Below are 24,739 nucleotides of genomic sequence, written 5' to 3'. Positions count from 1 at the left end.
AAATTTTTAGTATGACTAGAGAAGAAAAATCAATCGCGATTGAAAATTTAACTGCGCAGTTAGCTGGTACAAATATCATTTATATATCTGATATTTCTGGTTTAAACGCAGAGACAACTTCAAACTTACGTAGAGCTTGTTTTAAAGCGGGTATCAAATTAGAAGTTGTAAAGAACACTTTGCTTGCAAAAGCAATGGAAGCTTCTTCTAATGATTATGGTGATTTACCAACAGTTTTGGCTGGTAACAGTGCTATCTTTATTTCTGATGTTGCTAACGCGCCTGGAAAAATTATCAAAGATTTCCGTAAGAAATCTGATAAACCAGTTTTAAAAGGAGCTTACATCAATTCTGAAGTATATATTGGGGATAACCAATTAGATGCATTAGCTACTATTAAATCAAAAGAAGAGTTACTTGGAGAACTTATTGGATTATTACAATCTCCAGCTCAAAGAATTATTTCTGCTTTACAAAACAAATTCGCAGGAAGCGAAGAAGAAGGGGCAGAGTAATTATTTATGTAAGGAAGAATACTTCCTTGCTGCTTAATTAGCGCACAATAAATAAATTATATTTTTTACAAATCATTTTAAACGATAGAAGAAATGGCAGATTTGAAACAATTCGCAGAACAATTAGTTAACTTAACAGTTAAAGAAGTTAACGAATTAGCAACAATATTAAAAGATGAGTATGGTATCGAGCCTGCTGCTGCAGCTGTAGTAGTTGCTGCTGGTGGTGGTGAAGGTGCTGCTGAAGAAGCTCAAACTGAATTTACAGTTGTATTAAAAGAGGCTGGTGCTTCTAAATTAGCAGTTGTAAAATTAGTTAAAGAATTAACTGGTTTAGGTCTTAAAGAAGCTAAAGACGTAGTTGACGGTGCTCCAAGCAACGTTAAAGAAGGTGTTTCTAAAGAAGAGGCTGAAGGTCTTAAGAAAGCTTTAGAAGAGGCTGGAGCTGTAGTTGAGCTTAAATAATTAAACTCAGTTTAGAACTAGGTTTAGACCTTGGATGGCAACATCCAAGGGTCTAAACCATTTTTCGTATAATAAAATATTATAAAATTTTATTATCCCATAGTTTAAAATACGAAAAAGTTTTTGATCGATACGAAGAAAGAAAATGGAACTTTTTACTGTTTTATTTTTAAAGATGTATTGATTATAATAAGAAAGTATAGATTAAACAGTGTGTTTTACACAAAAAAATTACTTTTTTTTAATCAAAATTTTGTCCATTGATGATAACAAATCAGACTGAAAGATTGAATTTTGCCTCTACAAAAAATATCCCTGACTATCCGGATTTTCTAGATGTTCAGGTTAAATCTTTTAAAGATTTCTTTCAATTAGAAACGAAATCTGACGAAAGAGGCAACGAAGGGTTATACAACACCTTCATGGAAAACTTCCCAATTACAGATACAAGAAACAACTTTGTATTGGAATTCCTAGATTATTTTGTTGATCCACCACGTTATACAATTCAAGAATGTATAGAGAGAGGTCTTACTTATAGTGTGCCTTTAAAAGCTAGGTTAAAACTATACTGTACAGATCCAGAACACGAAGATTTTGAAACTATTGTACAAGATGTTTATCTTGGAACAATTCCTTACATGACTCCTAGTGGTACTTTTGTTATTAATGGTGCCGAGCGTGTTGTAGTATCTCAATTACACCGTTCTCCAGGGGTTTTCTTTGGACAGTCATTCCACGCAAATGGAACTAAACTTTATTCTGCGAGAGTAATTCCTTTTAAAGGATCTTGGATAGAATTCTCTACTGATATCAACAGCGTAATGTACGCGTATATCGATAGAAAGAAAAAATTACCTGTAACAACTTTATTCCGTGCTATCGGTTTCGAAAGAGATAAGGATATCCTTGAAATTTTCGACCTAGCTGAAGAAATTAAAGTTTCTAAAACAGGTATTAAGAAATATATCGGAAGAAGACTTGCTGCGCGTGTTTTGAACACTTGGCACGAGGATTTCGTAGATGAAGATACTGGAGAGGTAGTTTCTATCGAACGTAACGAAATCATCCTTGATCGTGATACAATTATCGATAAAGATAATGTTGAAGAGATCATCGATTCTAACGTAAAATCTATTTTGTTACACAAAGAGGATAATAATCAAGCAGATTATGCTATTATCCACAACACGTTACAAAAAGATCCAACAAACTCTGAAAAAGAAGCTGTAGAGCACATTTACCGTCAGTTGCGTAACGCTGAACCGCCTGATGAGGAAACTGCTCGTGGTATTATAGATAAATTGTTCTTCTCTGATCAACGTTATAACTTAGGTGAAGTTGGTCGTTACAGAATGAACAAAAAATTAGATTTAGATATCCCTATGGATAAGCAAGTGCTTACTAAAGAAGATATCATTACAATCGTTAAATATTTGATCGAGTTGATCAACTCTAAAGCAGAGATTGATGATATTGATCACTTATCAAACCGTCGTGTTAGAACAGTTGGTGAACAATTGTCTCAACAATTCGGTGTTGGTTTAGCACGTATGGCTAGAACTATTCGTGAGAGAATGAACGTTAGAGATAACGAGGTGTTTACACCAATTGATTTGATTAATGCTAAAACATTATCATCAGTTATCAACTCTTTCTTTGGAACTAACCAGTTATCTCAATTTATGGATCAAACGAATCCATTAGCTGAGATTACGCACAAAAGAAGACTTTCTGCACTTGGACCAGGTGGACTTTCGAGAGAAAGAGCTGGTTTCGAGGTTCGTGACGTTCACTATACGCACTATGGTCGTTTATGTCCGATTGAAACTCCTGAGGGACCAAACATTGGTTTGATTTCATCTCTTGGTGTTTATGCAAAAGTAAACGGAATGGGATTCATCGAAACTCCATACCGTAAAGTAACTAATGGTGTAGTTGATTTAGAAAGTACTCCAATTTACTTAAGTGCTGAAGAAGAAGAAGGTAAAATGATTGCTCAGGCAAACATTGAAATGGATGAAACTGGTAAAATTACAGCTAGCAATGTAATTGCTCGTGAGGAAGGTGACTTCCCAGTTGTTGAGCCATCAGTAGTTCATTATACAGACGTTGCTCCTAACCAGATCGCTTCGATTTCTGCATCTTTGATTCCTTTCTTGGAGCATGATGATGCGAACCGTGCGTTGATGGGATCAAACATGATGCGTCAGGCAGTTCCTTTGATCCGTCCTGAAGCTCCGATTGTTGGTACAGGTTTAGAGCGTCAGGTGGCTTCAGATTCAAGAGTATTAATCAATGCTGAAGGGCATGGTACTGTTGAATATGTTGATGCTAATATCATTACTATTAAATACGATCGTACAGAAGACGAGAGAATGGTTAGTTTTGATGCTGATGAGAAAACGTACAACTTAATTAAATTTAGAAAAACCAATCAGGGTACAAGTATTAACTTGAAACCAATCGTAAGAAAAGGTGACAGAGTTATTCCTGGACAAGTATTATCAGAAGGATATGCTACTCAAAATGGAGAATTAGCTTTAGGTAGAAACTTAAAAGTTGCGTTCATGCCATGGAAAGGGTACAACTTCGAGGATGCGATTGTAATTTCTGAAAAAGTAGTTCGTGATGATATTTTTACTTCTATCCACGTTGATGATTATTCATTAGAGGTTAGAGATACTAAGTTAGGAAATGAAGAGTTAACAAACGATATTCCTAACGTTTCTGAAGAAGCTACTAAAGATTTAGATGAAAACGGTATGATTAGAATTGGAGCAGAGGTTAAACCTGGCGACATTTTGATCGGAAAAATTACACCAAAAGGAGAATCAGATCCTACTCCAGAGGAGAAATTGCTTCGTGCAATCTTTGGGGATAAAGCAGGTGATGTAAAAGATGCTTCATTAAAAGCTTCTCCATCTTTACACGGTGTAGTTCTTGACAAAAAATTATTTGCAAGAGCCGTAAAAGATAAACGTAAACGTACTCAAGATAAAGATGCTTTAGGCGCTTTAGAAATGGAATTCGAAACTAAATTTGTCGAATTAAAAGACAGATTGGTTGAAAAATTATTCTTGATCGTTAACGGAAAAACATCTCAAGGTGTAATGAATGATTTGGGTGAAGAAGTTTTACCAAAAGGTAAAAAATATACTCAAAAAATGCTTTACGCAGTAGAAGATTTTGCTCACTTAAGTAAAGGTCAATGGGTTGCTGATGACGCTACAAATAAAATGGTTAATGATTTAATTCATAACTATAAAATTAAGCTGAACGACTTACAAGGAGCTTTAAGAAGAGAGAAATTCACTATTACTGTTGGAGATGAATTACCATCTGGAATCTTGAAATTGGCTAAAATCTATATCGCTAAAAAACGTAAGTTAAAAGTGGGTGATAAAATGGCGGGTCGTCACGGTAACAAAGGTATTGTTGCTAGAATCGTTCGTCATGAAGATATGCCTTTCTTAGAAGATGGAACGCCGGTAGATATCGTATTGAATCCACTTGGGGTACCTTCACGTATGAACATTGGTCAGATTTATGAGACTGTATTAGGATGGGCTGGTATGAACTTGGGTAGAAAATTTGCTACTCCAATTTTCGACGGTGCTTCTCTTGACGAGATTAACGCTTTGACTGATGAGGCTAACGTACCACGTTTCGGACATACCTATCTTTATGATGGTGGAACTGGTGAGCGTTTTGCACAAAAAGCAACTGTGGGTGTAATTTACATGCTTAAATTAGGACACATGGTTGATGATAAGATGCACGCACGTTCTATCGGACCATACTCATTGATTACGCAACAGCCACTTGGAGGTAAGGCTCAATTTGGAGGTCAGCGTTTTGGAGAGATGGAGGTTTGGGCACTTGAGGCTTATGGAGCTTCTAGTACACTACGTGAAATCTTAACTGTTAAGTCTGATGACGTTATTGGTAGAGCTAAAACTTACGAAGCTATCGTTAAGGGTGAAACTATGCCAGAACCAGGTTTACCAGAATCATTCAATGTATTAATGCACGAATTGAAAGGTCTAGGATTAGATCTTCGTTTGGAAGAATAATAAAAGTTTTCAGTTACAGTCTCAGTATTCAGTTTAGCACTGAAAACTGGGACTGAAACTGTTTACTAAATGTTACAAGTTTTTAAAGATTTATACCCGTAAACCGTTCCGATTTTTTATAACAATGCAAGGCATTTTATAACTAGCACTTCAAATAAGAATTTGAGGTTTAGAGAAGTAACCCGAGGTAGTAGCTGAATGATTAACTCTTATCTTTTTAAGAGTAGATTATAAATCTAAATTCAATTTTTTAATTGCAAATAAATCAATAGTAAAAACTATGATGAATAACAGAAACAATAAAGATAAGAATCCAGTAAAAAGATTTAACAAAATTTCTATTGGATTGGCTTCACCAGAATCTATCTTGAAAGAATCAAGAGGAGAGGTTTTAAAGCCAGAAACTATTAACTATAGAACGCACAAGCCAGAGCGTGATGGACTTTTCTGCGAAAGAATCTTCGGACCAGTAAAAGATTTCGAATGTGCTTGTGGTAAGTATAAAAGAATTCGTTACAAAGGCATCATCTGTGACCGTTGTGGTGTTGAAGTTACTGAGAAAAAAGTACGTCGTGACAGAGTAGGACACATCAACCTTGTTGTGCCAATTGCTCATATCTGGTATTTCCGTTCTCTTCCAAATAAAATTGGTTATATCCTTGGTCTTCCATCTAAGAAATTAGATATGATCATTTACTACGAAAGATACGTAGTAATCCAAGCTGGTATTGCTAAAAATGCTGATGGAGAATCTTTACAAAGACTTGATTTCTTAACTGAAGAAGAGTACTTAAACATTTTAGACACTCTTCCACAAGAAAACCAATATTTAGATGATTTAGATCCTAATAAATTTGTTGCCAAAATGGGAGCAGAATGTATTATGGATTTATTAGCTCGTATCGACTTAGATGCTTTATCTTATGAATTAAGACACAGCGCTAACAACGAAACATCTAAACAAAGAAAAACTGAAGCTCTAAAAAGATTACAAGTTGTGGAATCTTTCCGTGAGTCTAACGAAAACCGCGAAAACCGTCCAGAATGGATGATCATGAAAGTGGTTCCAGTTATTCCACCGGAATTACGTCCGCTTGTGCCACTTGATGGAGGTCGTTTTGCAACTTCAGATTTGAACGACTTATACCGTCGTGTAATTATCCGTAACAACCGTTTGAAAAGATTAATGGAGATTAAAGCTCCAGAAGTTATCTTAAGAAACGAGAAACGTATGTTACAAGAATCTGTAGATTCATTATTTGATAACACACGTAAAGCTTCTGCTGTTAAAACAGAATCTAACAGACCATTAAAATCATTATCTGACTCATTAAAAGGTAAGCAAGGACGTTTCCGTCAAAACTTACTTGGAAAACGTGTGGATTATTCTGCTCGTTCGGTAATTGTCGTTGGTCCAGAGTTAAAATTATATGAGTGCGGATTGCCAAAAGATATGGCTTCTGAATTATACAAACCTTTCGTTATCCGTAAATTGATAGAAAGAGGTATTGTAAAAACAGTAAAATCTGCTAAGAAAATCATTGACAAAAAAGAGCCGGTAGTTTGGGATATTTTAGAAAACGTAATTAAAGGACACCCAGTATTACTGAACCGTGCTCCTACTTTGCACAGACTTGGTATTCAGGCTTTCCAGCCAAAATTAATTGAAGGAAAAGCGATCCAGTTGCACCCATTAGTATGTACGGCTTTCAACGCCGATTTCGATGGTGACCAGATGGCGGTTCACTTACCATTAGGACCAGAAGCTATTTTAGAAGCTCAATTATTAATGTTGGCTTCTCACAATATCTTGAACCCTGCAAATGGTGCTCCAATTACTGTACCTTCTCAGGACATGGTCTTGGGTCTATATTATATGACCAAAGAGCGTATTTCTACAGAAGATCACATTATTTTAGGTCAAGATTTGACTTTCTATTCTGCTGAAGAAGTAAACATTGCATTAAACGAAGGAAGATTAGAATTGAATGCTCGTGTGAAAATTAGAGCAAAAGATTTTAATGACGCTGGAGAATTAGTGTACAAAATTATTCAAACAACTGCAGGACGTGTATTATTTAACGAAGTAGTACCTGAAGCAGCTGGATATATCAATGACGTATTGACTAAGAAAAACCTTAGAGATATTATCGGACACATTTTAAGTGTGACTGATGTACCTACAACGGCAGCTTTCTTGGATAATATGAAAGATATGGGTTATAAATTCGCATTTAGAGGAGGTTTATCATTCTCTTTAGGTGATATTAGAATCCCAGAACAAAAAACTAAGTTAATTGCAGATGCTAGAGAGCAAGTTGAAGGTATCTCAACTAACTATAACATGGGTCTTATTACAAATAACGAGCGTTACAACCAAGTTATTGACGTATGGACTTCAGCAAATGCTCAGTTAACAGAATTAGCAATGAAAAATATTAGAGAAGACCAACAAGGTTTCAACTCTGTATATATGATGCTTGATTCTGGGGCGAGGGGTTCTAAGGAACAGATTCGTCAGTTAACTGGTATGCGTGGTTTGATGGCTAAGCCTAAAAAATCTACTGCTGGTGGTGGTGAGATTATTGAAAACCCGATTCTTTCTAACTTTAAGGAAGGTCTTTCGATCCTTGAGTACTTCATTTCTACTCACGGTGCTCGTAAAGGTCTTGCGGATACGGCTCTTAAAACAGCCGATGCTGGTTACTTAACAAGAAGGCTTCATGACGTTTCTCAAGATGTTATTGTTAACATCGAAGATTGTGGAACTTTAAGAGGTGTTGAAGTTGCGGCATTGAAGAAAAATGAGGAAATCGTTGAATCTTTAGGAGAGAGAATTTTAGGACGTGTTGCATTACAAGACGTTATTAATCCTCTTACTAATGAAGTAATGGTTCAATCTGGTCAACAAATTACTGAAGCAATTATGAGAACTATCGAAGCTTCTCCAATTGAAAAAGTAGAAGTTAGATCTCCATTAACTTGTGAAGCTTTAAAAGGTATTTGTGCTAAATGTTACGGTAGAAACTTAGCTACTGGTAAGATGACACAAAGAGGTGAAGCTGTCGGAGTTATTGCAGCTCAGTCTATTGGAGAGCCAGGTACACAGTTGACACTTCGTACGTTCCACGTTGGAGGGGTTGCTGGAGGTATCTCTGAAGAATCTAGTATTGTTACAAGATTCGCAGGTAGACTTGAAATTGAAGATTTAAAAACAGTTAAAGGAGAAGACGGAGAAGGTAACTCTGTTGATATCGTAGTTTCACGTTCAACTGAATTAAAATTAGTTGACGAGAAAACTGGAATTGTTTTAAATACACATAACATTCCTTACGGTTCTAGTATCTTCGTTGGAGATGGTGAAACTGTAGCTAAAGGAACTGTAATCTGTAAATGGGATCCATATAACGGTGTAATTGTTTCTGAATTTACTGGTAAGATTGCTTACGAAGATTTAGAGCAAGGACAATCGTTCATGGTTGAGATCGATGAGCAGACTGGTTTCCAGGAAAAAGTAATTTCTGAGGCTAGAAACAAAAAATTAATCCCAACTTTATTAGTTTATGGTAAAGAAGGTGAATTGATTCGTTCTTACAACTTACCAGTAGGTGCACACTTAATGGTTGAAAATGGTGAGAAAATTAAAGCAGGTAAAGTATTAGTAAAAATCCCACGTCGTTCTTCTAAAGCAGGCGATATCACGGGAGGTCTTCCTAGAATTACTGAGTTGCTTGAGGCTCGTAACCCTTCAAACCCAGCAGTTGTATCTGAAATTGATGGTGTTGTATCTTTCGGAAAAATTAAAAGAGGTAACCGTGAGATTGTTATCGAATCTAAATTTGGTGAAATTAAAAAGTATTTAGTTAAACTTTCTAGCCAAATCTTAGTACAAGAAAATGACTTCGTAAGAGCGGGAGTTCCATTGTCTGACGGTGCAATTACACCAGATGATATCTTAAGAATTCAAGGTCCGGCTGCTGTTCAACAGTACTTGGTAAATGAAATTCAAGAGGTTTACCGTTTACAAGGGGTAAAAATTAATGATAAGCACTTTGAGGTTGTAATTCGTCAAATGATGCGTAAAGTAAGAGTTGAGGATCCAGGAGATACTTTATTCTTAGAAGACCAATTAATTCATACTAAAGATTTCATCGTTCAAAATGATAAATTATATGGTATGAAAGTAGTTGAAGATGCTGGAGATTCTTCAGTATTGAAACCAGGTCAGATCATTACACCTCGTGAATTGCGTGATGAAAATTCATTATTGAAACGTACTGATAAAAATCTTGTTGTAGCAAGAGACGTAATCACTGCAACTGCAACGCCAGTTCTGCAAGGTATTACAAGAGCTTCGTTACAAACTAAATCATTCATTTCTGCGGCTTCATTCCAGGAGACAACGAAAGTACTTAACGAGGCTGCAGTAGCTGGTAAAGTAGATGACTTAGAAGGATTAAAAGAAAATGTAATTGTTGGACACAGAATTCCTGCAGGAACTGGTATGAGAGAATACGATCATACAATTGTAGGATCTAAAGACGATTACAACGAAATGATGGCTAATAAAGAAGAATACATTTATTAATTAGGAAACTATGAGTAATCCGAAACAACAACAAGAGCAAATTAATATTGAGTTAGACGAAACTATTGCAGAGGGAATTTATTCTAATCTTGCAATTATCAATCACTCATCATCAGAGTTTGTTTTAGATTTTGTGAGTATTATGCCAGGGATTCCTAAAGCCAAGGTAAAATCAAGAATTGTCTTGACACCACAACATGCTAAAAGATTGTTAAGAGCAATAGGTGAAAATATCCACAGATTTGAGGCAGCTCATGGCGAAATCAAAGAAACGGAACAAGCGCCAATTCCGCTTAATTTTGGTCCTGCGGGACAAGCATAAATTCTAAAGCCCCATTCAAAATGGGGCTTTTTTTATATAGAAAAAGTATACCAAAATGCACTTTGTCCGATTTAATTTACTTTAATCGACAAAGTTTCTTTACTTATCTGTGTTAGAGTATATTTGCAATCCTATGAAGAATTAATTTTTGAAATATAATGACTTAGTAAGGTTGATTTAATTCAAATTAAAAGAAAAGCGCTAATGAAAATTAGCGCTTTTTTTATGTAAAGTTCGAGTATGTGTCAAAAAAATCTCAATATTGTTGTACTGATGTTTTCTTTGTATTTTACAATTTTCCTTTATTATTTAAAATAATTATTTACCAGCTCTCTGATGTTGTAAAATGTATCCATTAAACATTAATTCTTTTACTATCATGGCTGCTGTTTTGTCCGAACTCATTTTATATTGCAACACACCAGAAGTATCAGGTTTTACATTAAAAACTTTACCATCATAGGTTATGAATTGTTCATATAAAAAGCCATCATAACCAGGATGTTTACTACTCATGTTGTACCATGTTGCAGTTAAATTACCATCTAGATCAAATATCTCATATTTTTGAATTCCCATACCAGTTGTTGCAGCAATTTTTATTGTACCAATGTTTTTATTGTTGGGATCTTTTGAGGCTACACTGTATATAGATCCTGAATCATCAATTGTTATTTGGTAGCCTTCCATACGTTTTTGTTTCTCTATTCCTGCGGTTGCTTCTTCTTTGATTTTACTTGAAACTCCGGAAGCTTCACCATTTATAAAATTTTCAATAGCATCAATGTTTAGTCCCTCTATACTCAGAAAACCTTTATCCATAAATGCTTCCATAGCACTTTTTTGCTGATTTAATGGGTTAAATTTTTTATAATCAACTTCATTTGTTTTTCCTGTTTTTGTGCTCTTCAAAACCATCCATCTTTTACCAGAAGATTCTAAGAATTTAAGTTCGGCGCTTACTGTATACTGTTTGTCTAAGTTTAAAATTTGAAAATTTGGTTTTTTGCCTTCCATGTAGGCAACTACTTTTTCATCAATTTTTACTTCATTGTTTTTTACTTTGATTTCTTGTGCAGCTGCACAAATTGTAAAAATGATTGCGGTAAGTGAGCAAAGGATTTTTTTCATTTCTAAAAAATTTGATTTATGGTTAATTTTTATATTGTAAAAATAGATTTTTTTTTAAATAAAAATACTATTAAATTATTCGTATAAGTTGTGGATTAGCTGATAAAAAGGAATAAAAAAAAGCTGTTTATTTTTTTAAACAGCCTTTTTACTTCAATAAAATATTTTTTAGTCGAACTCAGATGTAAAGAATAATTTTACACTAGGATATTTACTCTGCGTCATTTGAATCGTAAAATCAGAATCAGCTAAGAATACTAATTGCCCATATTTATCATGTGCAAGGAATTTTTGTTTGATACGTTTAAATTCTTTGAATTCCTCATTTTTAGTATCATCAGGTTTTACCCAGCAAGCCTTATGAACAGGAAAGTTTTCGTATGTACATTTAGCACCGTATTCATGCTCTAAACGATATTGAATTACCTCATACTGAAGTGCTCCAACAGTTCCAATAACTTTACGATTGTTCATCTCTAAAGTAAACAACTGAGCAACTCCTTCATCCATTAATTGGTCAACTCCTTTTTCTAATTGCTTCGCTTTCATCGGGTCAGCGTTGTTGATGTATCTAAAGTGTTCCGGAGAGAAACTTGGAATTCCTTTAAAACTCATTACTTCACCTTCAGTCAAAGTATCTCCAATTTTAAAGTTTCCAGTATCGTGCAAACCAACAATATCTCCAGGATAAGAAATATCTACAATTTCTTTTTTCTCAGCAAAAAAGGCATTTGGACTTGAGAATTTTAAGTTTTTCTTTTGGCGAACGTGATAATAAGGTTTGTTTCTTTCAAAAGTTCCTGAAACAATTTTGATGAATGCTAAACGGTCACGGTGTTTTGGATCCATGTTAGCGTGGATTTTGAAAACAAATCCAGACATTTTTTCTTCTGTTGGCTCAACTGTACGAGTTTCAGAATCTTTAGGTCTTGGAGACGGAGCGATTGCAACGAAACAATCTAATAATTCGCGAACTCCAAAGTTATTTAAAGCAGAACCAAAGAATACAGGCTGGATTTTTCCGTCCAAATAATCCTGACGCTCAAATTTTGGATAAACTTCATCAATTAATTCTAATTCTTCACGAAGTTTTTCGGCTGCTTTTTCTCCCACAATTTTATCTAATTCCGGGTTGTTTTGTACGTCAGAAAAAGCAATTGTTTCTTCAATATTTTTACGACTGTCTCCACTGAAAAGATTGATGTTTTCTTCCCAAAGATTATAGATTCCCTGAAAGTCATAACCCATTCCAATTGGGAAACTTAATGGAGTAACTTTCAATCCAAGTTTTTGTTCCACTTCATCCATCAAATCGAAAGCATCTTTACCTTCACGGTCTAATTTGTTAATGAAAACAATCATCGGAATGTTACGCATTCTACAAACTGCAACCAATTTTTCTGTTTGTTCCTCAACCCCTTTTGCAACGTCGATTACAACAATTACGCTGTCAACAGCAGTTAAGGTTCTAAATGTATCCTCAGCAAAATCCTTGTGCCCGGGAGTATCAAGGATGTTGATTTTTTTATCTTTATAATTAAAAGCAAGCACAGAAGTTGAAACCGAGATACCTCTTTGGCGTTCGATTTCCATAAAGTCACTCGTTGCTCCTTTTTTAATTTTGTTATTTTTTACCGCTCCGGCCTCCTGAATAGCACCTCCAAATAACAGTAATTTTTCCGTTAATGTGGTTTTACCGGCATCGGGATGCGAGATAATTCCAAATGTTCTTCTGCGTTGTATTTCTTTTAAAAAGCTCATATTTCGTATAAATAGGTTGCAAAAGTACTATTAAATACGACTTTATAAAAATATTCACTTCCTAAAATTTAGAAGTCTTTATTTGTTGAGCTTTTTTTCGAAAAAATAAGACTGTTTTAAACAACAAACTTCTTATCCCATAATTTTTTGTTAATAGTATATCAGATAGTTGTATTATGTAATTGAATTGTTATTTTTGTTCGTTATAAGTTACAAAAGAACTATACTTTAATTCTTTAAGTTGTTGGAGTTATCCAAGACAGAAGAATTTTAGAGGATTATCTAAAACAGACTTACATTCAAATAAATTTTAAAATAATGTTATTAAAAAAGTTCCAGCTAAAAACAATTGATTACAAATTCGTATTGGCAATTTGTTTTTTCCTTTTTTGTGCTCCAATTATCTCAGCACAAGAAATAATTCCTGATGTTGTTGCTGAAAAGCCTGTTGAAAAACCTACAGGTGGAAAATTAAAAGTAGACGGAATTATAGCAACCGTAGGAGATTATATTGTTTTAGATTCTGATATTGATAAAGGATTTCTTGAAATTACAGCTCAGGGAGGATCAATAAAAGATATTACAAGATGTCAAATGCTTGGAAAACTTCTGGAAGATAAATTATATGCTCATCAGGCAATTCAGGATAGTATTATTGTTAGTGATGCCGAAGTTAGAGGTATGATGGAAGAGCGTTTAAATTATATGACGCAGCAAGTAGGAGGAGATATAAATAAAGTTGTTGAATATTATAAAAAAAGTTCTGTAGAAGAGTTTAAAACGTACTTTGCTGACATCTTAAAAGAGCAAAAACTTGCTTCTGAAATGAGAGATAAAATTATTAAAGATGTAGAAATTACTCCGGAAGAAGTTCGTAATTTCTTTAAGAAAATCCCAAAAGATGAATTGCCAACTTTTGGTGCCGAAATGGAAGTAGCACAGATTGTAGTAGAACCTAAAATTTCTCCAGAAGATAAGAAAAAAGTTATCGATAGATTAAATGCTATAAAGCAAGATGTCTTAGATGGTTCAAGTTTTGCTACAAAAGCCGTTTTATATTCTCAGGATCCTGCATCTTCTCCAAATGGAGGTTATTACAAAATGAATAGAAAAACTCCTTTCGTAAAAGAATTTAAAGATGTTGCGTTCAGTTTACAGGCAGGAGAAATTTCTCAACCATTTGAGACAATTTTCGGATTCCATATTATTATGGTGGAAAAAATTAAAGGACAGGAAGTGGAGTTACGTCATATTTTGATCGCTCCAACTGTTTCTGAAGCAGCTTTAAAAGAAGCAAAAGAAAGAATTACCAATGTCAGAAATAAAATTGTTGGTAACGAAATATCATTTGCAGATGCTGCCAGAACAGAATCTGATGAAAAAGAAACAAAAGCTAACGGAGGAACTTTAGTAAATCCGACAACTCAGGATACACGTTTTGAATTGACAAAAATGGATCCGACTTTATACAGCCAGGTTTCTAATTTAAAAGGGAATGAGATTTCTCAGCCGATTTTAAATACTGATGATAAAGGTAAAAAGACTTACAAGTTAATTACAGTTACAAATCGTATTGAAGATCATACAGCAGATTATGCTAAAGATTATACCAAAATCAAAGAATTGGCTTTAAAAGAAAAACAGATTAATGCAATTGCAAAATGGTTTGATAATAAGATTAAAGATACCTATATTAAAATTATTGGCGAGTACAAAGAATGTGAATTCGCAAACAACTGGTTGAAAAAATAATTTTTATTAAATAAATAAAAAGAGTTAGTTTTATGAATTCGTAGAACTAACTCTTTTTAATTTAAAATATACTCATAAATGTCTGACGTAACAGCAATTCATAATTTAGTTCAAAAAAGAAACGAATTAAAAAAAGAAATAGCGAAGATCATTGTAGGGCAGGATGCCGTTGTGGATCAAATTTTGCTTTGTATCTTTTCCGGGGGGCATGCACTTTTGATTGGTGTTCCAGGTTTGGCAAAAACCTTAATGATTAATACATTATCTCAAGCTTTAGGTTTAGATTTTAAAAGAATTCAGTTTACGCCTGATTTAATGCCTTCTGATATTTTAGGAAGTGAAATTTTGGATGAAAACAGAAATTTTAAATTTATTAAAGGACCAATTTTCTCTAATATTATTCTGGCAGATGAAATTAACAGAACACCACCTAAAACACAAGCTGCTTTGCTTGAAGCGATGCAGGAAAGATCTGTTACTATTGCAGGACAACATCATAAATTAGATTTACCTTATTTTGTTTTGGCAACTCAAAATCCAATTGAGCAGGAAGGAACATATCCTTTGCCTGAAGCTCAGTTAGATCGTTTTATGTTTGCCATAAAATTAGAGTATCCAACTTTTGAAGAAGAAGTACAAGTAGTAAAACGTACTACTTCTGATGTCAAAACAGTTATTAATCCGTTATTTTCAGCACAGGAAATTATAGACTTCCAACATTTAATCCGCAGAATTCCAGTAGCTGATAATGTAATTGAATATGCAGTCACTTTGGTTAGTAAAACTCGTCCGGATAATGCATTAACAAATGATTTTGTAAAAAATTACCTTGATTGGGGAGCAGGTCCAAGAGCTTCGCAGAATTTAATTTTAGCTGCAAAAGCACATGCTGCATTTAGTGGAAAGTTCTCTCCGGATATTGAGGATGTTCAGGCTGTTGCAACCGGAATTTTGCGACACAGAATTATTAAAAACTATAAAGCAGATGCTGAGGGAATAACGGAAGAGGTTATTATTCAAAAGTTGATGTAAATTATAAAATTCATATTAAAAAAGGTCTGATAATTGTGTCAGACTTTTTTGCTTTTATATGTGTTTGCTTTTATAATACCAATAATCTTGATGTACTTAAAAATAGTAAAAGTAGATACTTAAAAAGTCTAACTATAACGTTATAATTGATTATTTAGAACGATTCTTCTTGTGAATAGAGGTAAAATCCTACTTAGTTTGTAACATCAAATTTCGACTTTGTTAAAGAAAAGATTTTAAAATATCAAAAAATCAATTTTCGATTCTAAAATTGATTTTTTGTCAAAAACAAGCATTGAAAATCGTTTTTTAACAATAATAATTTTTAAAAAGTCGACTTCTATTATATTTTTTTTAATTCTCAGCTTTAATCTTTAAATTTGCGTACAAAAAAAAATACTTCTACTTAATTATGAATACTTACAAAGATTACATTCAAGAAATTGAAGAAAGAAAAGCCTTAGGTCTTCATCCGAAGCCAATTGATGGAGCTGAATTAGTAAGCGAAATCATTTCTCAAATTAAAGATTTAGATAATGAATACAGAGAAGATTCTCTTAAATTTTTTATTTATAATACATTACCAGGTACTACTAGTGCTGCCGGTGAAAAAGCAGACTTCTTAAAAGAGATCATTCTTGGTCAATCTGAAGTGAAAGAAATTACTCCGGCTTTTGCTTTTGAGTTATTGTCACACATGAAAGGTGGGCCTTCTATCAAGGTTTTGCTTGATTTGGCATTAGGTAATGATGTTGTTATTGCAAAAGAAGCGGCAAAAGTTTTAAAAACTCAGGTTTTCCTTTACGAGGCAGATACAGATCGTTTAGTAGAGGCATTCAGAAATAATAATGAAATTGCAAAAGAAATTCTTGAGAGTTATGCTCAGGCAGAATTTTTTACAAAATTACCAGAAGTAGCTGACGAAATTAAAGTGGTTACTTTTATCGCTGGTGAAGGAGATATTTCAACAGATTTACTTTCTCCTGGGAATCAGGCGCATTCTCGTTCAGATCGTGAACTTCATGGTCAGTGTATGATTACTCCTCAGGCACAGCAAGAAATTAGAGCGTTACAAGCACAACATCCGGATAAAAGCGTAATGTTAATCGCTGAAAAAGGAACAATGGGGGTTGGTTCTTCTAGAATGTCAGGTGTAAATAATGTGGCACTTTGGACAGGAAAACAAGCAAGTCCTTATATTCCCTTCGTTAATATCGCTCCAATCGTTGGTGGAACAAATGGAATTTCTCCAATTTTCTTAACAACAGTTGATGTTACTGGTGGTATTGGATTAGATCTTAAAAACTGGGTTAAAAAAGTGGATGCAGATGGTAACGTTTTACGTAACGAAAACGATGAGCCAATTCTGGAGCAGACTTATTCTGTTGCAACTGGAACTGTATTGACAATTAATATTAAAGAGAAAAAATTATATAACGGAGATCAGGAATTAATTGACATTTCTAAGGCATTTACACCTCAGAAAATGGAATTCATTAAAGCTGGTGGTTCGTACGCTATTGTATTTGGTAAAAAACTACAAACATTAGCAGCAAAAGTTTTAGACGTTGAAGCGCCTCTTGTGTTTGCTCCATCGAAAGAAATTTCACACGAAGGACAAGGTCTTACTGCTGTCGAAAAAATCTTCAACAAAAATGCTGTTGGTATCGCTCCGGGTAAAGTATTACACGCAGGTTCTGATGTTCGTGTTGAAGTGAATATCGTAGGATCGCAAGATACGACTGGTCTTATGACTGCTCAGGAATTAGAATCTATGGCGGCTACAGTAATTTCGCCAATCGTTGATGGTGCTTACCAATCAGGTTGTCACACAGCATCAGTTTGGGATAAAAAAGCGCAGGCTAATATTCCTAAATTAATGAAATTCATGAATGATTTCGGTTTGATCACAGCTCGTGATCCAAAAGGTGTTTATCATTCAATGACTGACGTAATCCACAAAGTACTTAATGATATTACAATTGACGAATGGGCTATCATTATTGGAGGTGACTCTCATACAAGAATGTCAAAAGGTGTTGCTTTTGGTGCTGACTCAGGAACTGTTGCTCTTGCATTGGCTACCGGCGAAGCTTCAATGCCAATTCCGGAATCTGTAAAAGTGACTTTCAAAGGAGATATGAAAGGATATATGGACTTCCGTGATGTGGTTCATGCTACTCAGGCCCAGATGTTGCACCAATTTGGTGGTGAAAACGTATTCCAGGGAAGAATCATTGAGGTTCACATTGGTACGCTTACGGCTGACCAGGCATTTACATTTACAGACTGGACTGCAGAGATGAAAGCAAAAGCTTCTATCTGTATTTCTGAAGATGAAACTTTGATCGAATCATTGGAAATTGCTAAAGGCAGAATCCAAATCATGATCGATAAAGGAATGGATAATGATAAACACGTTCTTCAGGGATTGATCAACAAAGCGGATAAAAGAATTGCAGAAATTAAATCGGCTGAAAAACCTGCTTTAACTCCAGATTCAAATGCTAAATATTATGCTGAAGTTGTGGTTGATTTAGATCTGATTTCTGAGCCAATGATTGCTGATCCAGACGTAAATAATGCTGATGTTTCAAAAAGATATACGCACGACACTATTAGACCTTTATCTTTCTATGGTGGAGTGAAAAAAGTTGATCTTGGATTTATTGGTTCTTGTATGGTTCATAAAGGAGATATGAAAATCCTTGCTCAAATGTTGAAAAACGTAGAAGCACAAACAGGAAAAGTTGAATTTAATGCACCTCTTGTAGTTGCACCTCCAACTTATAACATTGTAGATGAATTGAAAGCAGAAGGAGACTGGGAAGTGTTGCAGAAATATTCTGGTTTCGAATTTGACGATAATGCACCAAAAGGTGCTGCACGTACAGAATACGAAAACATGTTATATTTAGAGCGTCCAGGTTGTAACCTTTGTATGGGTAATCAAGAAAAAGCGGCAAAAGGAGATACAGTGATGGCAACTTCAACGCGTCTTTTCCAGGGAAGAGTTGTGGAAGATACGGAAGGTAAAAAAGGAGAATCTTTACTTTCTTCTACACCAGTTGTAGTTTTATCTACAATTTTAGGTAGAACTCCTACTATTGAAGAGTATACTGCTGCTGTAGATGGTATTAACTTAACTAAGTTTGCGCCTTCTAATAAACAGTTAGTTATGTAATAAATATAGGATTAGTTATAATCATTATATATAGAAAGCCCGAGTGATAAACTCGGGCTTTTTCTTTTGTACCACTTCTATTTTTCGTAACTTGTGATGTCAAAATAAACAGAAAAAAACAAAAAACAATTATATACTTATGGCTTTTGATATCGAAATGATTAAAAAAGTGTATGAAAACATGCCTTCTCGTGTTGATAAAGCACGAGAAATCGTGGGACGTCCACTTACTTTAACAGAGAAAATTTTATACAATCACCTTTGGGATGGAAATCCAGCAAAGGCATTTGGAAGAGGAGTAGATTATGTTGATTTTGCACCAGACCGTGTAGCGTGTCAGGATGCAACAGCACAAATGGCATTGTTGCAATTTATGCATGCTGGTAAATCAAAAGTAGCGGTTCCTACAACAGTACACTGTGACCACTTGATTCAGGCAAAAATAGACGCGGCAACCGATTTGGCCAGAGCGAAAACACAAAGTAATGAAGTATTCGATTTCTTATCTTCAGTTTCTAATAAATACGGAATTGGTTTTTGGAAACCAGGAGCAGGAATTATTCACCAGGTAGTACTTGAAAATTATGCTTTTCCAGGAGGAATGATGATTGGAACTGATTCTCATACAGTAAATGCAGGAGGCTTAGGAATGGTAGCGATTGGTGTAGGTGGTGCCGATGCTGTCGACGTAATGTCTGGAATGGCGTGGGAGCTTAAATTTCCGAAACTAATTGGAGTGAAACTAACTGGTAAATTATCAGGATGGACGGCTCCAAAAGATGTTATTCTTAAAGTTGCCGGTATTTTGACTGTAAAAGGAGGAACTGGAGCAATTGTTGAGTATTTTGGCGAAGGAGCAACGTCTATGTCTTGTACGGGTAAAGGAACTATATGTAACATGGGGGCTGAAATTGGAGCTACAACTTCAACTTTTGGTTATGATGATTCAATGGGACGCTATTTGAGGTCTACAAATCGTGCTGATGTTGCTGATGCTGCTGATAAAATTGCATCTTATTTGACGGGAGATCCGGAAGTTTATGCAAATCCGGAACAATATTTTGACCAAGTAATTGAGATCAACTTATTGACATTAGAGCCACACTTAAACGGACCTTTTACGCCAGATTTGGCTACTCCAATTTCTAAAATGAAAGAGGAAGCAATCAAAAACAACTGGCCATTACAAATTCAGGTTGGATTAATTGGTTCATGTACGAACTCTTCTTACGAAGATATTTCCCGTGCAGCTTCTTTAGCAAAGCAAGTTGCAGATAAAAACTTAAAAACAAAAGCAGAGTTTACTATTACTCCGGGTTCTGAAGTAGTTCGTTCAACTATAGAAAGAGATGGATTTATCGATACTTTTCATAAAATTGGGGCAACTGTTTTTGCTAACGCCTGTGGACCATGTATTGGTATGTGGGACAGAGAAGGTGCTGAAAAAGAAGAAAGGAATACTATAGTTCACTCTTTTAATCGTAACTTCTCCAAACGTGCAGATGGAAATCCTAATACGTTGGCATTTGTGGGATCTCCGGAATTAGTAACAGCAATGGCAATTGCTGGAGATTTAGGATTCAATCCATTAACGGATAAATTAATTAATGAAGATGGAGAAGAAGTAATGCTGGATGCTCCAACAGGAGACGAACTTCCGGCTAAAGGTTTTTATGCAGAAGATCCGGGATTTCAGGCTCCTGCTGAAGATGGTTCAGGAGTTCAGGTTGTGGTAAATCCAGCATCTGAGCGTTTGCAGTTATTAGCTCCTTTTGATGCCTGGGATGGAAAAAATATTACAAGTGCCAAATTGTTAATCAAAGCCTTTGGAAAATGTACAACGGATCATATTTCTATGGCTGGACCCTGGTTACGTTTCCGTGGGCATTTAGATAATATTTCTAACAATATGCTGATTGGTGCGGTAAATGCTTACAATCAAAAAACAAATTCGGTTAAAAATCAATTGACTGGGCAATACGATGCAGTTCCTGCAGTTGCTCGTGCTTATAAAGCAGCTGGAGTTCCTTCTATTGTTGTGGGAGATCATAACTATGGAGAAGGTTCTTCCCGTGAACATGCTGCGATGGAACCTCGTTTCTTAGGAGTTAAAGCGGTATTGGTAAAATCTTTTGCTCGTATCCATGAAACAAACCTTAAAAAACAAGGTCTGTTAGGATTGACTTTTGCAAACGAAGCAGATTATGATAAAATCCAGGAAGATGATACAATCAATTTCTTAGACTTAACTGAATTTGCTCCGGGAAAACCGCTAACACTGGAATTTGTTCATGCAAATGGTACAAAAGATATTATTTTGGCAAATCATACTTATAATGCCGGACAGATTGGCTGGTTTGTTGCTGGTTCTGCATTAAATTTAATTGCTGCCGGAAAAGCTTAATTTTAATAAATAATCAATATTTGGCGCTCTGTGAAAACAGGGCGTTTTTTATTGTTGTTCTATCTAAAAACGTATAAAAATATATGAAAATTTATTAAAAAATGTAATAATCTGAAACTCAATAAAGAAGTCTTTTTTGATATTAAGAGAGCTTTAAATTTGATGATTTGATAAAAAATAGTTGTTAAAAGTCGAGGTTTTTTTACTTTAAAAAGTTAAATTCGCCATGCACGTAATAAAAATGATTTTTTCGAGTTTAAAATGAAGTGTTTTTAAACTCTTGAAATAGTAATAAAAATGTAATTCAGGAAATATGGTTTATAGGTTAATAATAGTATTGTTTTTTTTTAGTTTTGGAGCTTTTTCTCAGCAGAATTTTATAAAGCACAAAATTTCACAAGGAGACAACCTTTCTGTTATTGCTAAAAAATATGGAGTAAAAGTAAAAGAGATTACAGATGCTAATCCAAATGCCCCCAAAATCTTAAAACTAAATTCGATACTTTTAATTCCTAATAAAAATAAAAATACTTCAAAAGCAAAACCTTCTGAACTTGCTATAAATAATACTTCTTTTGATATTTCTTCAGGAACACATGAAGTAGCGGCCAAAGAAACACTTTGGGGAATTTCAAAGAAATATAATATTTCTGTCGATGATTTAAAAAAAGCAAATCCACTTTTGGAGACAGAAGGATTAAAAATAGGACAGCAGATTGTTATTCCTTCAAACAATATCGCTTCGGTTGATGAAAAAACAAATCAAAATGTACCGGAACTAGTTGTGGCAGATGTAGAACTGACAAGAGAAGTCAAAGCTAAAGAGACAAAATATGGTATTTCTAAGGAATATGGAATTTCAGTTGCAGAATTAGAACGTCAAAACCCATCAATTAAAAGGAAGATGCCTGTAGGTTATGTTCTGAAAATTCGGGTTCCAAAAGAAAAATTGGACGTAATTCAGGCTGCAAAAACAATTCAGGAATCTAATGAAAATGTAGTTTCTTCTCTTTCTCAAATTGCAGAAACGGCACCGGAAATAAAAAAAGATTCCACATACATTAGGAGTATAGGGAGTCATTCAGGCTTAATCGACCAGATAATAGCTAATGCTACTGAAAATATCGGAATTAGATATCGATCAGGAGGTACCACAAAAGCAGGTTTTGATTGTTCAGGATTAATGTTTTGTACTTTTGGTAACTTTGATATTAAATTGCCAAGAAGTTCAATAGAACAATCAAGAATCGGAACAAAAATTGCTTCAGATGAAGCTCAAAAAGGAGATTTAATCTTCTTTAGAACTAACGGTAGAAGGCATATAAATCATGTTGGAATGGTTGTTGAAAATGTTGATGGAGAAATTAAATTCGTGCATTCATCTACTCATGGCGGCGTAATGATTTCTTCTACAAAAGAACCATATTATACCAGAACATTTTCTCAGGTAAATCGCGTTTTAGAATAGTCCTTTAAACGAAAGTCCTCTGTAATAATTCCAATCTGAAGGGCTTATTCCAAAAATCAGAAACATATTTGTTGTCTTTTACTTTCTTGATTTCATCACTGTCTAAAGTGGAGGAAAGTACAAAGATTTCGATTTTATCTTTTACGTCTTCAGCAAGTTTTGCAAATTCATCCAGAAATTCAAATCCGTCCATAATAGGCATTTGGATATCTAAAAGTATAACCAGCGATTGGTGATTTGGATGTTTTATAAGCCAGTCTAGCCCCTCTTTTCCATTGTTTGCAATAAACAACGGATTAATATCGAGTCCTTTTTTGAGTAATTTTTTAGTGACAAACTGATCAATTAAATTGTCTTCTATAATAATAAATTGAGATCTAAATGGCATGTGAGTTTGGTATAGTTACAATAAATTTGCTTCCAATGCTGCTTTCAGAGAAAACCTTAATATCGCCTTTAATGTTTTCGACAGCTTCTTTTACAATGTATAAGCCCAGTCCGGAGCCTTTATTTTTGTTTGTTCCAAAATACATATCAAAAATATTTTCTTTATGTTCATCGTGAATTCCTATTCCGTTATCGGCAACTTCAATTTTATTTAAACCCTCACTAAGATAGGTTTTGACGGTAATAAACATTTCTTGTTTGCTACAGTCAGCATATTTTATCGCATTCGATATTAAGTTGTTGATAATAATTTTTAGACGAAGGCTGTCGCTTTCAATTTGATCCACCTGAAGTTCCTGAGTAAATTTTATTCTGTTTGCATTTTCTATATGCATTAACTGCAGAATGGCTTCATTAAACAATTCTTTTAAGCTTACCGGTTCCATGATTACCTCTTTTCTTTTGTTCTTAGAATAATCAATGATGTCGCTTATAAATTGATCTTGACGAGCCAGACTCTGGTGCATCATTTGAAGGTAGTTGCGAATCTGATTAACATCGTCTTCCAGTGCTGTGATTTCAATAAGACCTTTTAAGGAAGTGATTGGAGATCTTAAATCATGTGAAGCGCTGTAGACAAATCGGTCTAATTCCCGGTTTACAATAACTAAATTTTCATTTTTGACTTCTGTTTCTTTTTTTGACACTAAAAGTCTTTTGACCATAATTGAATAGTAGAGGCATACACTACAAATAATAATCAGAATGAAAAATACATTTGTAATAATGAGTAAATCCTTTATTTTTCGAGTTCCCTCTCCTAAAGTATTAGAGAAATTACGTTGATTAATTGTAAGTTGATCACTTATAGAGCTTACTTCTTTTAGGAATTTTTGCTGATCTTGTACGGTTAAAAGATTTCGATTGATTTTCGCATTAATCTCTTGTCCAATTACAAACAATCGAAAAATAAGTTTATCACCTTTTCCCCATTCGTCAATTGCTTTTGATAAAAAAGAAACATGTTTGAAGTTGTCAAAAAGCCAAATAATATCATCTAAATCCTCTTCGTGATTTCTGCCGGTTAAAAAGCCTTTTCGGGCAATTGTATTATCGCCGGCTTTTAAAAGTGTAATTCGGGCTATACCATCACCCTGTGGTACCTTTAACTCTTCCAGATACAACCTCCATTGATTCGGGTTTTTGGTATAGAGATACGTTATTAGATGTCGGGATGCGTCTTTTTGTGATTTGGAATAATGAGATTCTCCATTGACATAAGCTCTATTTGCGGATAAAATTTTAATGGTAAAAAAATTAATGCAGATAAGTAGTGCACAGGAAATAAAAACGATTAGAATAAGAATGAAAACATTCGGAAAACGAAAGTTTTTTAAAGCTTGTAACTTAGACATAATCTTATAATTAGTAGGTTAATAATAAAGTGTCTTTACGTGTTTTTTTAATTTGAAAACAATCTTATTTGGGAAAGATTGGTTAAAATTAAAACTAAACACTTGTTAAAATTATCGGCGCTTAAAAATTAGATTTGGAATGGTTTTCTCAAATATAGTGAAATTTATCTTATAAGTTTTACAAAAAAATGAATCTAAAATGAAAAATTTTCAAGCGAAGTATTTTTTGTTTAACTTAT

Annotated in this window: 14 protein-coding genes; 10 read left to right on the top strand and 4 right to left on the bottom strand. The window is 34.3% G+C overall.

Annotated features, from left to right (window positions below):
- The first annotated feature begins 11 nt into the window (after window positions 1-11).
- From rplJ to ACFS3A_RS14475, 5 genes are all read left to right on the top strand, one after another.
- Window positions 12-515: a 50S ribosomal protein L10 gene (gene rplJ, locus ACFS3A_RS14495; RefSeq protein ID WP_379826309.1), complete on the top strand. Its 504-nt coding sequence runs from the start codon at window positions 12-14 to the stop codon at window positions 513-515.
- A 93-nt stretch (window positions 516-608) separates the two neighbouring features.
- Entirely contained in the window at window positions 609-980 is a 372-nt protein-coding gene (gene rplL / locus ACFS3A_RS14490; RefSeq protein ID WP_026730429.1) for a 50S ribosomal protein L7/L12, read from the top strand.
- Between the two features lie 263 nt (window positions 981-1,243).
- Window positions 1,244-5,056, top strand: coding sequence for a DNA-directed RNA polymerase subunit beta (rpoB, locus tag ACFS3A_RS14485; protein ID WP_379826308.1), 3,813 nt, complete (start codon window positions 1,244-1,246; stop codon window positions 5,054-5,056).
- A gap of 280 nt (window positions 5,057-5,336) precedes the next feature.
- Complete coding sequence (gene rpoC / locus ACFS3A_RS14480; RefSeq protein ID WP_379826307.1) at window positions 5,337-9,644, top strand: DNA-directed RNA polymerase subunit beta'; 4,308 nt, start codon at window positions 5,337-5,339, stop codon at window positions 9,642-9,644.
- Between the two features lie 10 nt (window positions 9,645-9,654).
- The gene (locus ACFS3A_RS14475) at window positions 9,655-9,966 is read left to right on the top strand and encodes a DUF3467 domain-containing protein (protein WP_012024017.1); all 312 of its coding nucleotides are present in this window, start codon (window positions 9,655-9,657) and stop codon (window positions 9,964-9,966) included.
- A 318-nt stretch (window positions 9,967-10,284) separates the two neighbouring features.
- Here ACFS3A_RS14475 and ACFS3A_RS14470 read toward each other — a convergent pair whose 3' ends face one another.
- Window positions 10,285-11,097, bottom strand: a complete 813-nt coding sequence (locus ACFS3A_RS14470) for a hypothetical protein (protein ID WP_379826306.1) — start codon at window positions 11,095-11,097, stop codon at window positions 10,285-10,287.
- A 168-nt stretch (window positions 11,098-11,265) separates the two neighbouring features.
- On the bottom strand, window positions 11,266-12,858 hold the full coding sequence (locus ACFS3A_RS14465; protein WP_379826305.1) for a peptide chain release factor 3: 1,593 nt from the start codon (window positions 12,856-12,858) through the stop codon (window positions 11,266-11,268).
- Window positions 12,859-13,176: 318 nt separating this feature from the next.
- Here ACFS3A_RS14465 and ACFS3A_RS14460 point away from each other — a divergent pair, with 318 nt between their 5' ends.
- The 5 genes from ACFS3A_RS14460 to ACFS3A_RS14440 all read left to right on the top strand — a co-directional run bounded on the left by ACFS3A_RS14460 (window position 13,177) and on the right by ACFS3A_RS14440 (window position 22,698).
- The gene (locus ACFS3A_RS14460; protein ID WP_379826304.1) at window positions 13,177-14,610 is read left to right on the top strand and encodes a peptidylprolyl isomerase; all 1,434 of its coding nucleotides are present in this window, start codon (window positions 13,177-13,179) and stop codon (window positions 14,608-14,610) included.
- Window positions 14,611-14,688: 78 nt separating this feature from the next.
- Window positions 14,689-15,642 carry an AAA family ATPase gene (locus ACFS3A_RS14455; RefSeq protein WP_379826303.1) on the top strand — a complete coding sequence of 318 codons (954 nt, stop codon included), beginning with the start codon at window positions 14,689-14,691 and terminating at the stop codon, window positions 15,640-15,642.
- A 412-nt stretch (window positions 15,643-16,054) separates the two neighbouring features.
- Complete coding sequence (locus tag ACFS3A_RS14450; RefSeq protein WP_379826302.1) at window positions 16,055-18,826, top strand: bifunctional aconitate hydratase 2/2-methylisocitrate dehydratase; 2,772 nt, start codon at window positions 16,055-16,057, stop codon at window positions 18,824-18,826.
- 139 nt (window positions 18,827-18,965) lie between these two features.
- The gene (locus tag ACFS3A_RS14445) at window positions 18,966-21,230 is read left to right on the top strand and encodes an aconitate hydratase (protein ID WP_379826301.1); all 2,265 of its coding nucleotides are present in this window, start codon (window positions 18,966-18,968) and stop codon (window positions 21,228-21,230) included.
- A gap of 313 nt (window positions 21,231-21,543) precedes the next feature.
- Window positions 21,544-22,698 (top strand): C40 family peptidase, encoded by a 1,155-nt coding sequence (locus tag ACFS3A_RS14440; RefSeq protein ID WP_379826300.1) that lies wholly within the window; start codon window positions 21,544-21,546, stop codon window positions 22,696-22,698.
- Between the two features lie 4 nt (window positions 22,699-22,702).
- Here the strand turns inward: ACFS3A_RS14440 and ACFS3A_RS14435 are convergent, their stop codons facing one another.
- Both ACFS3A_RS14435 and ACFS3A_RS14430 read right to left on the bottom strand, forming a co-directional pair.
- The gene (locus ACFS3A_RS14435) at window positions 22,703-23,086 is read right to left on the bottom strand and encodes a response regulator (RefSeq protein ID WP_379826299.1); all 384 of its coding nucleotides are present in this window, start codon (window positions 23,084-23,086) and stop codon (window positions 22,703-22,705) included.
- Window positions 23,076-24,500 carry a sensor histidine kinase gene (locus tag ACFS3A_RS14430; RefSeq protein ID WP_379826298.1) on the bottom strand — a complete coding sequence of 475 codons (1,425 nt, stop codon included), beginning with the start codon at window positions 24,498-24,500 and terminating at the stop codon, window positions 23,076-23,078. The genes ACFS3A_RS14435 and ACFS3A_RS14430 overlap by 11 nt, the downstream gene beginning before the upstream one ends.
- Window positions 24,501-24,739: the final 239 nt, after the last annotated feature.

The sequence above is a fragment of the Flavobacterium notoginsengisoli genome (assembly GCF_042686225.1).
Classification (GTDB): Bacteria; Bacteroidota; Bacteroidia; order Flavobacteriales; family Flavobacteriaceae; genus Flavobacterium; species Flavobacterium notoginsengisoli.
The sequence above is the reverse complement of the archived record's forward strand: the minus strand, read 5'-3'. Positions and strand labels throughout refer to the sequence as shown.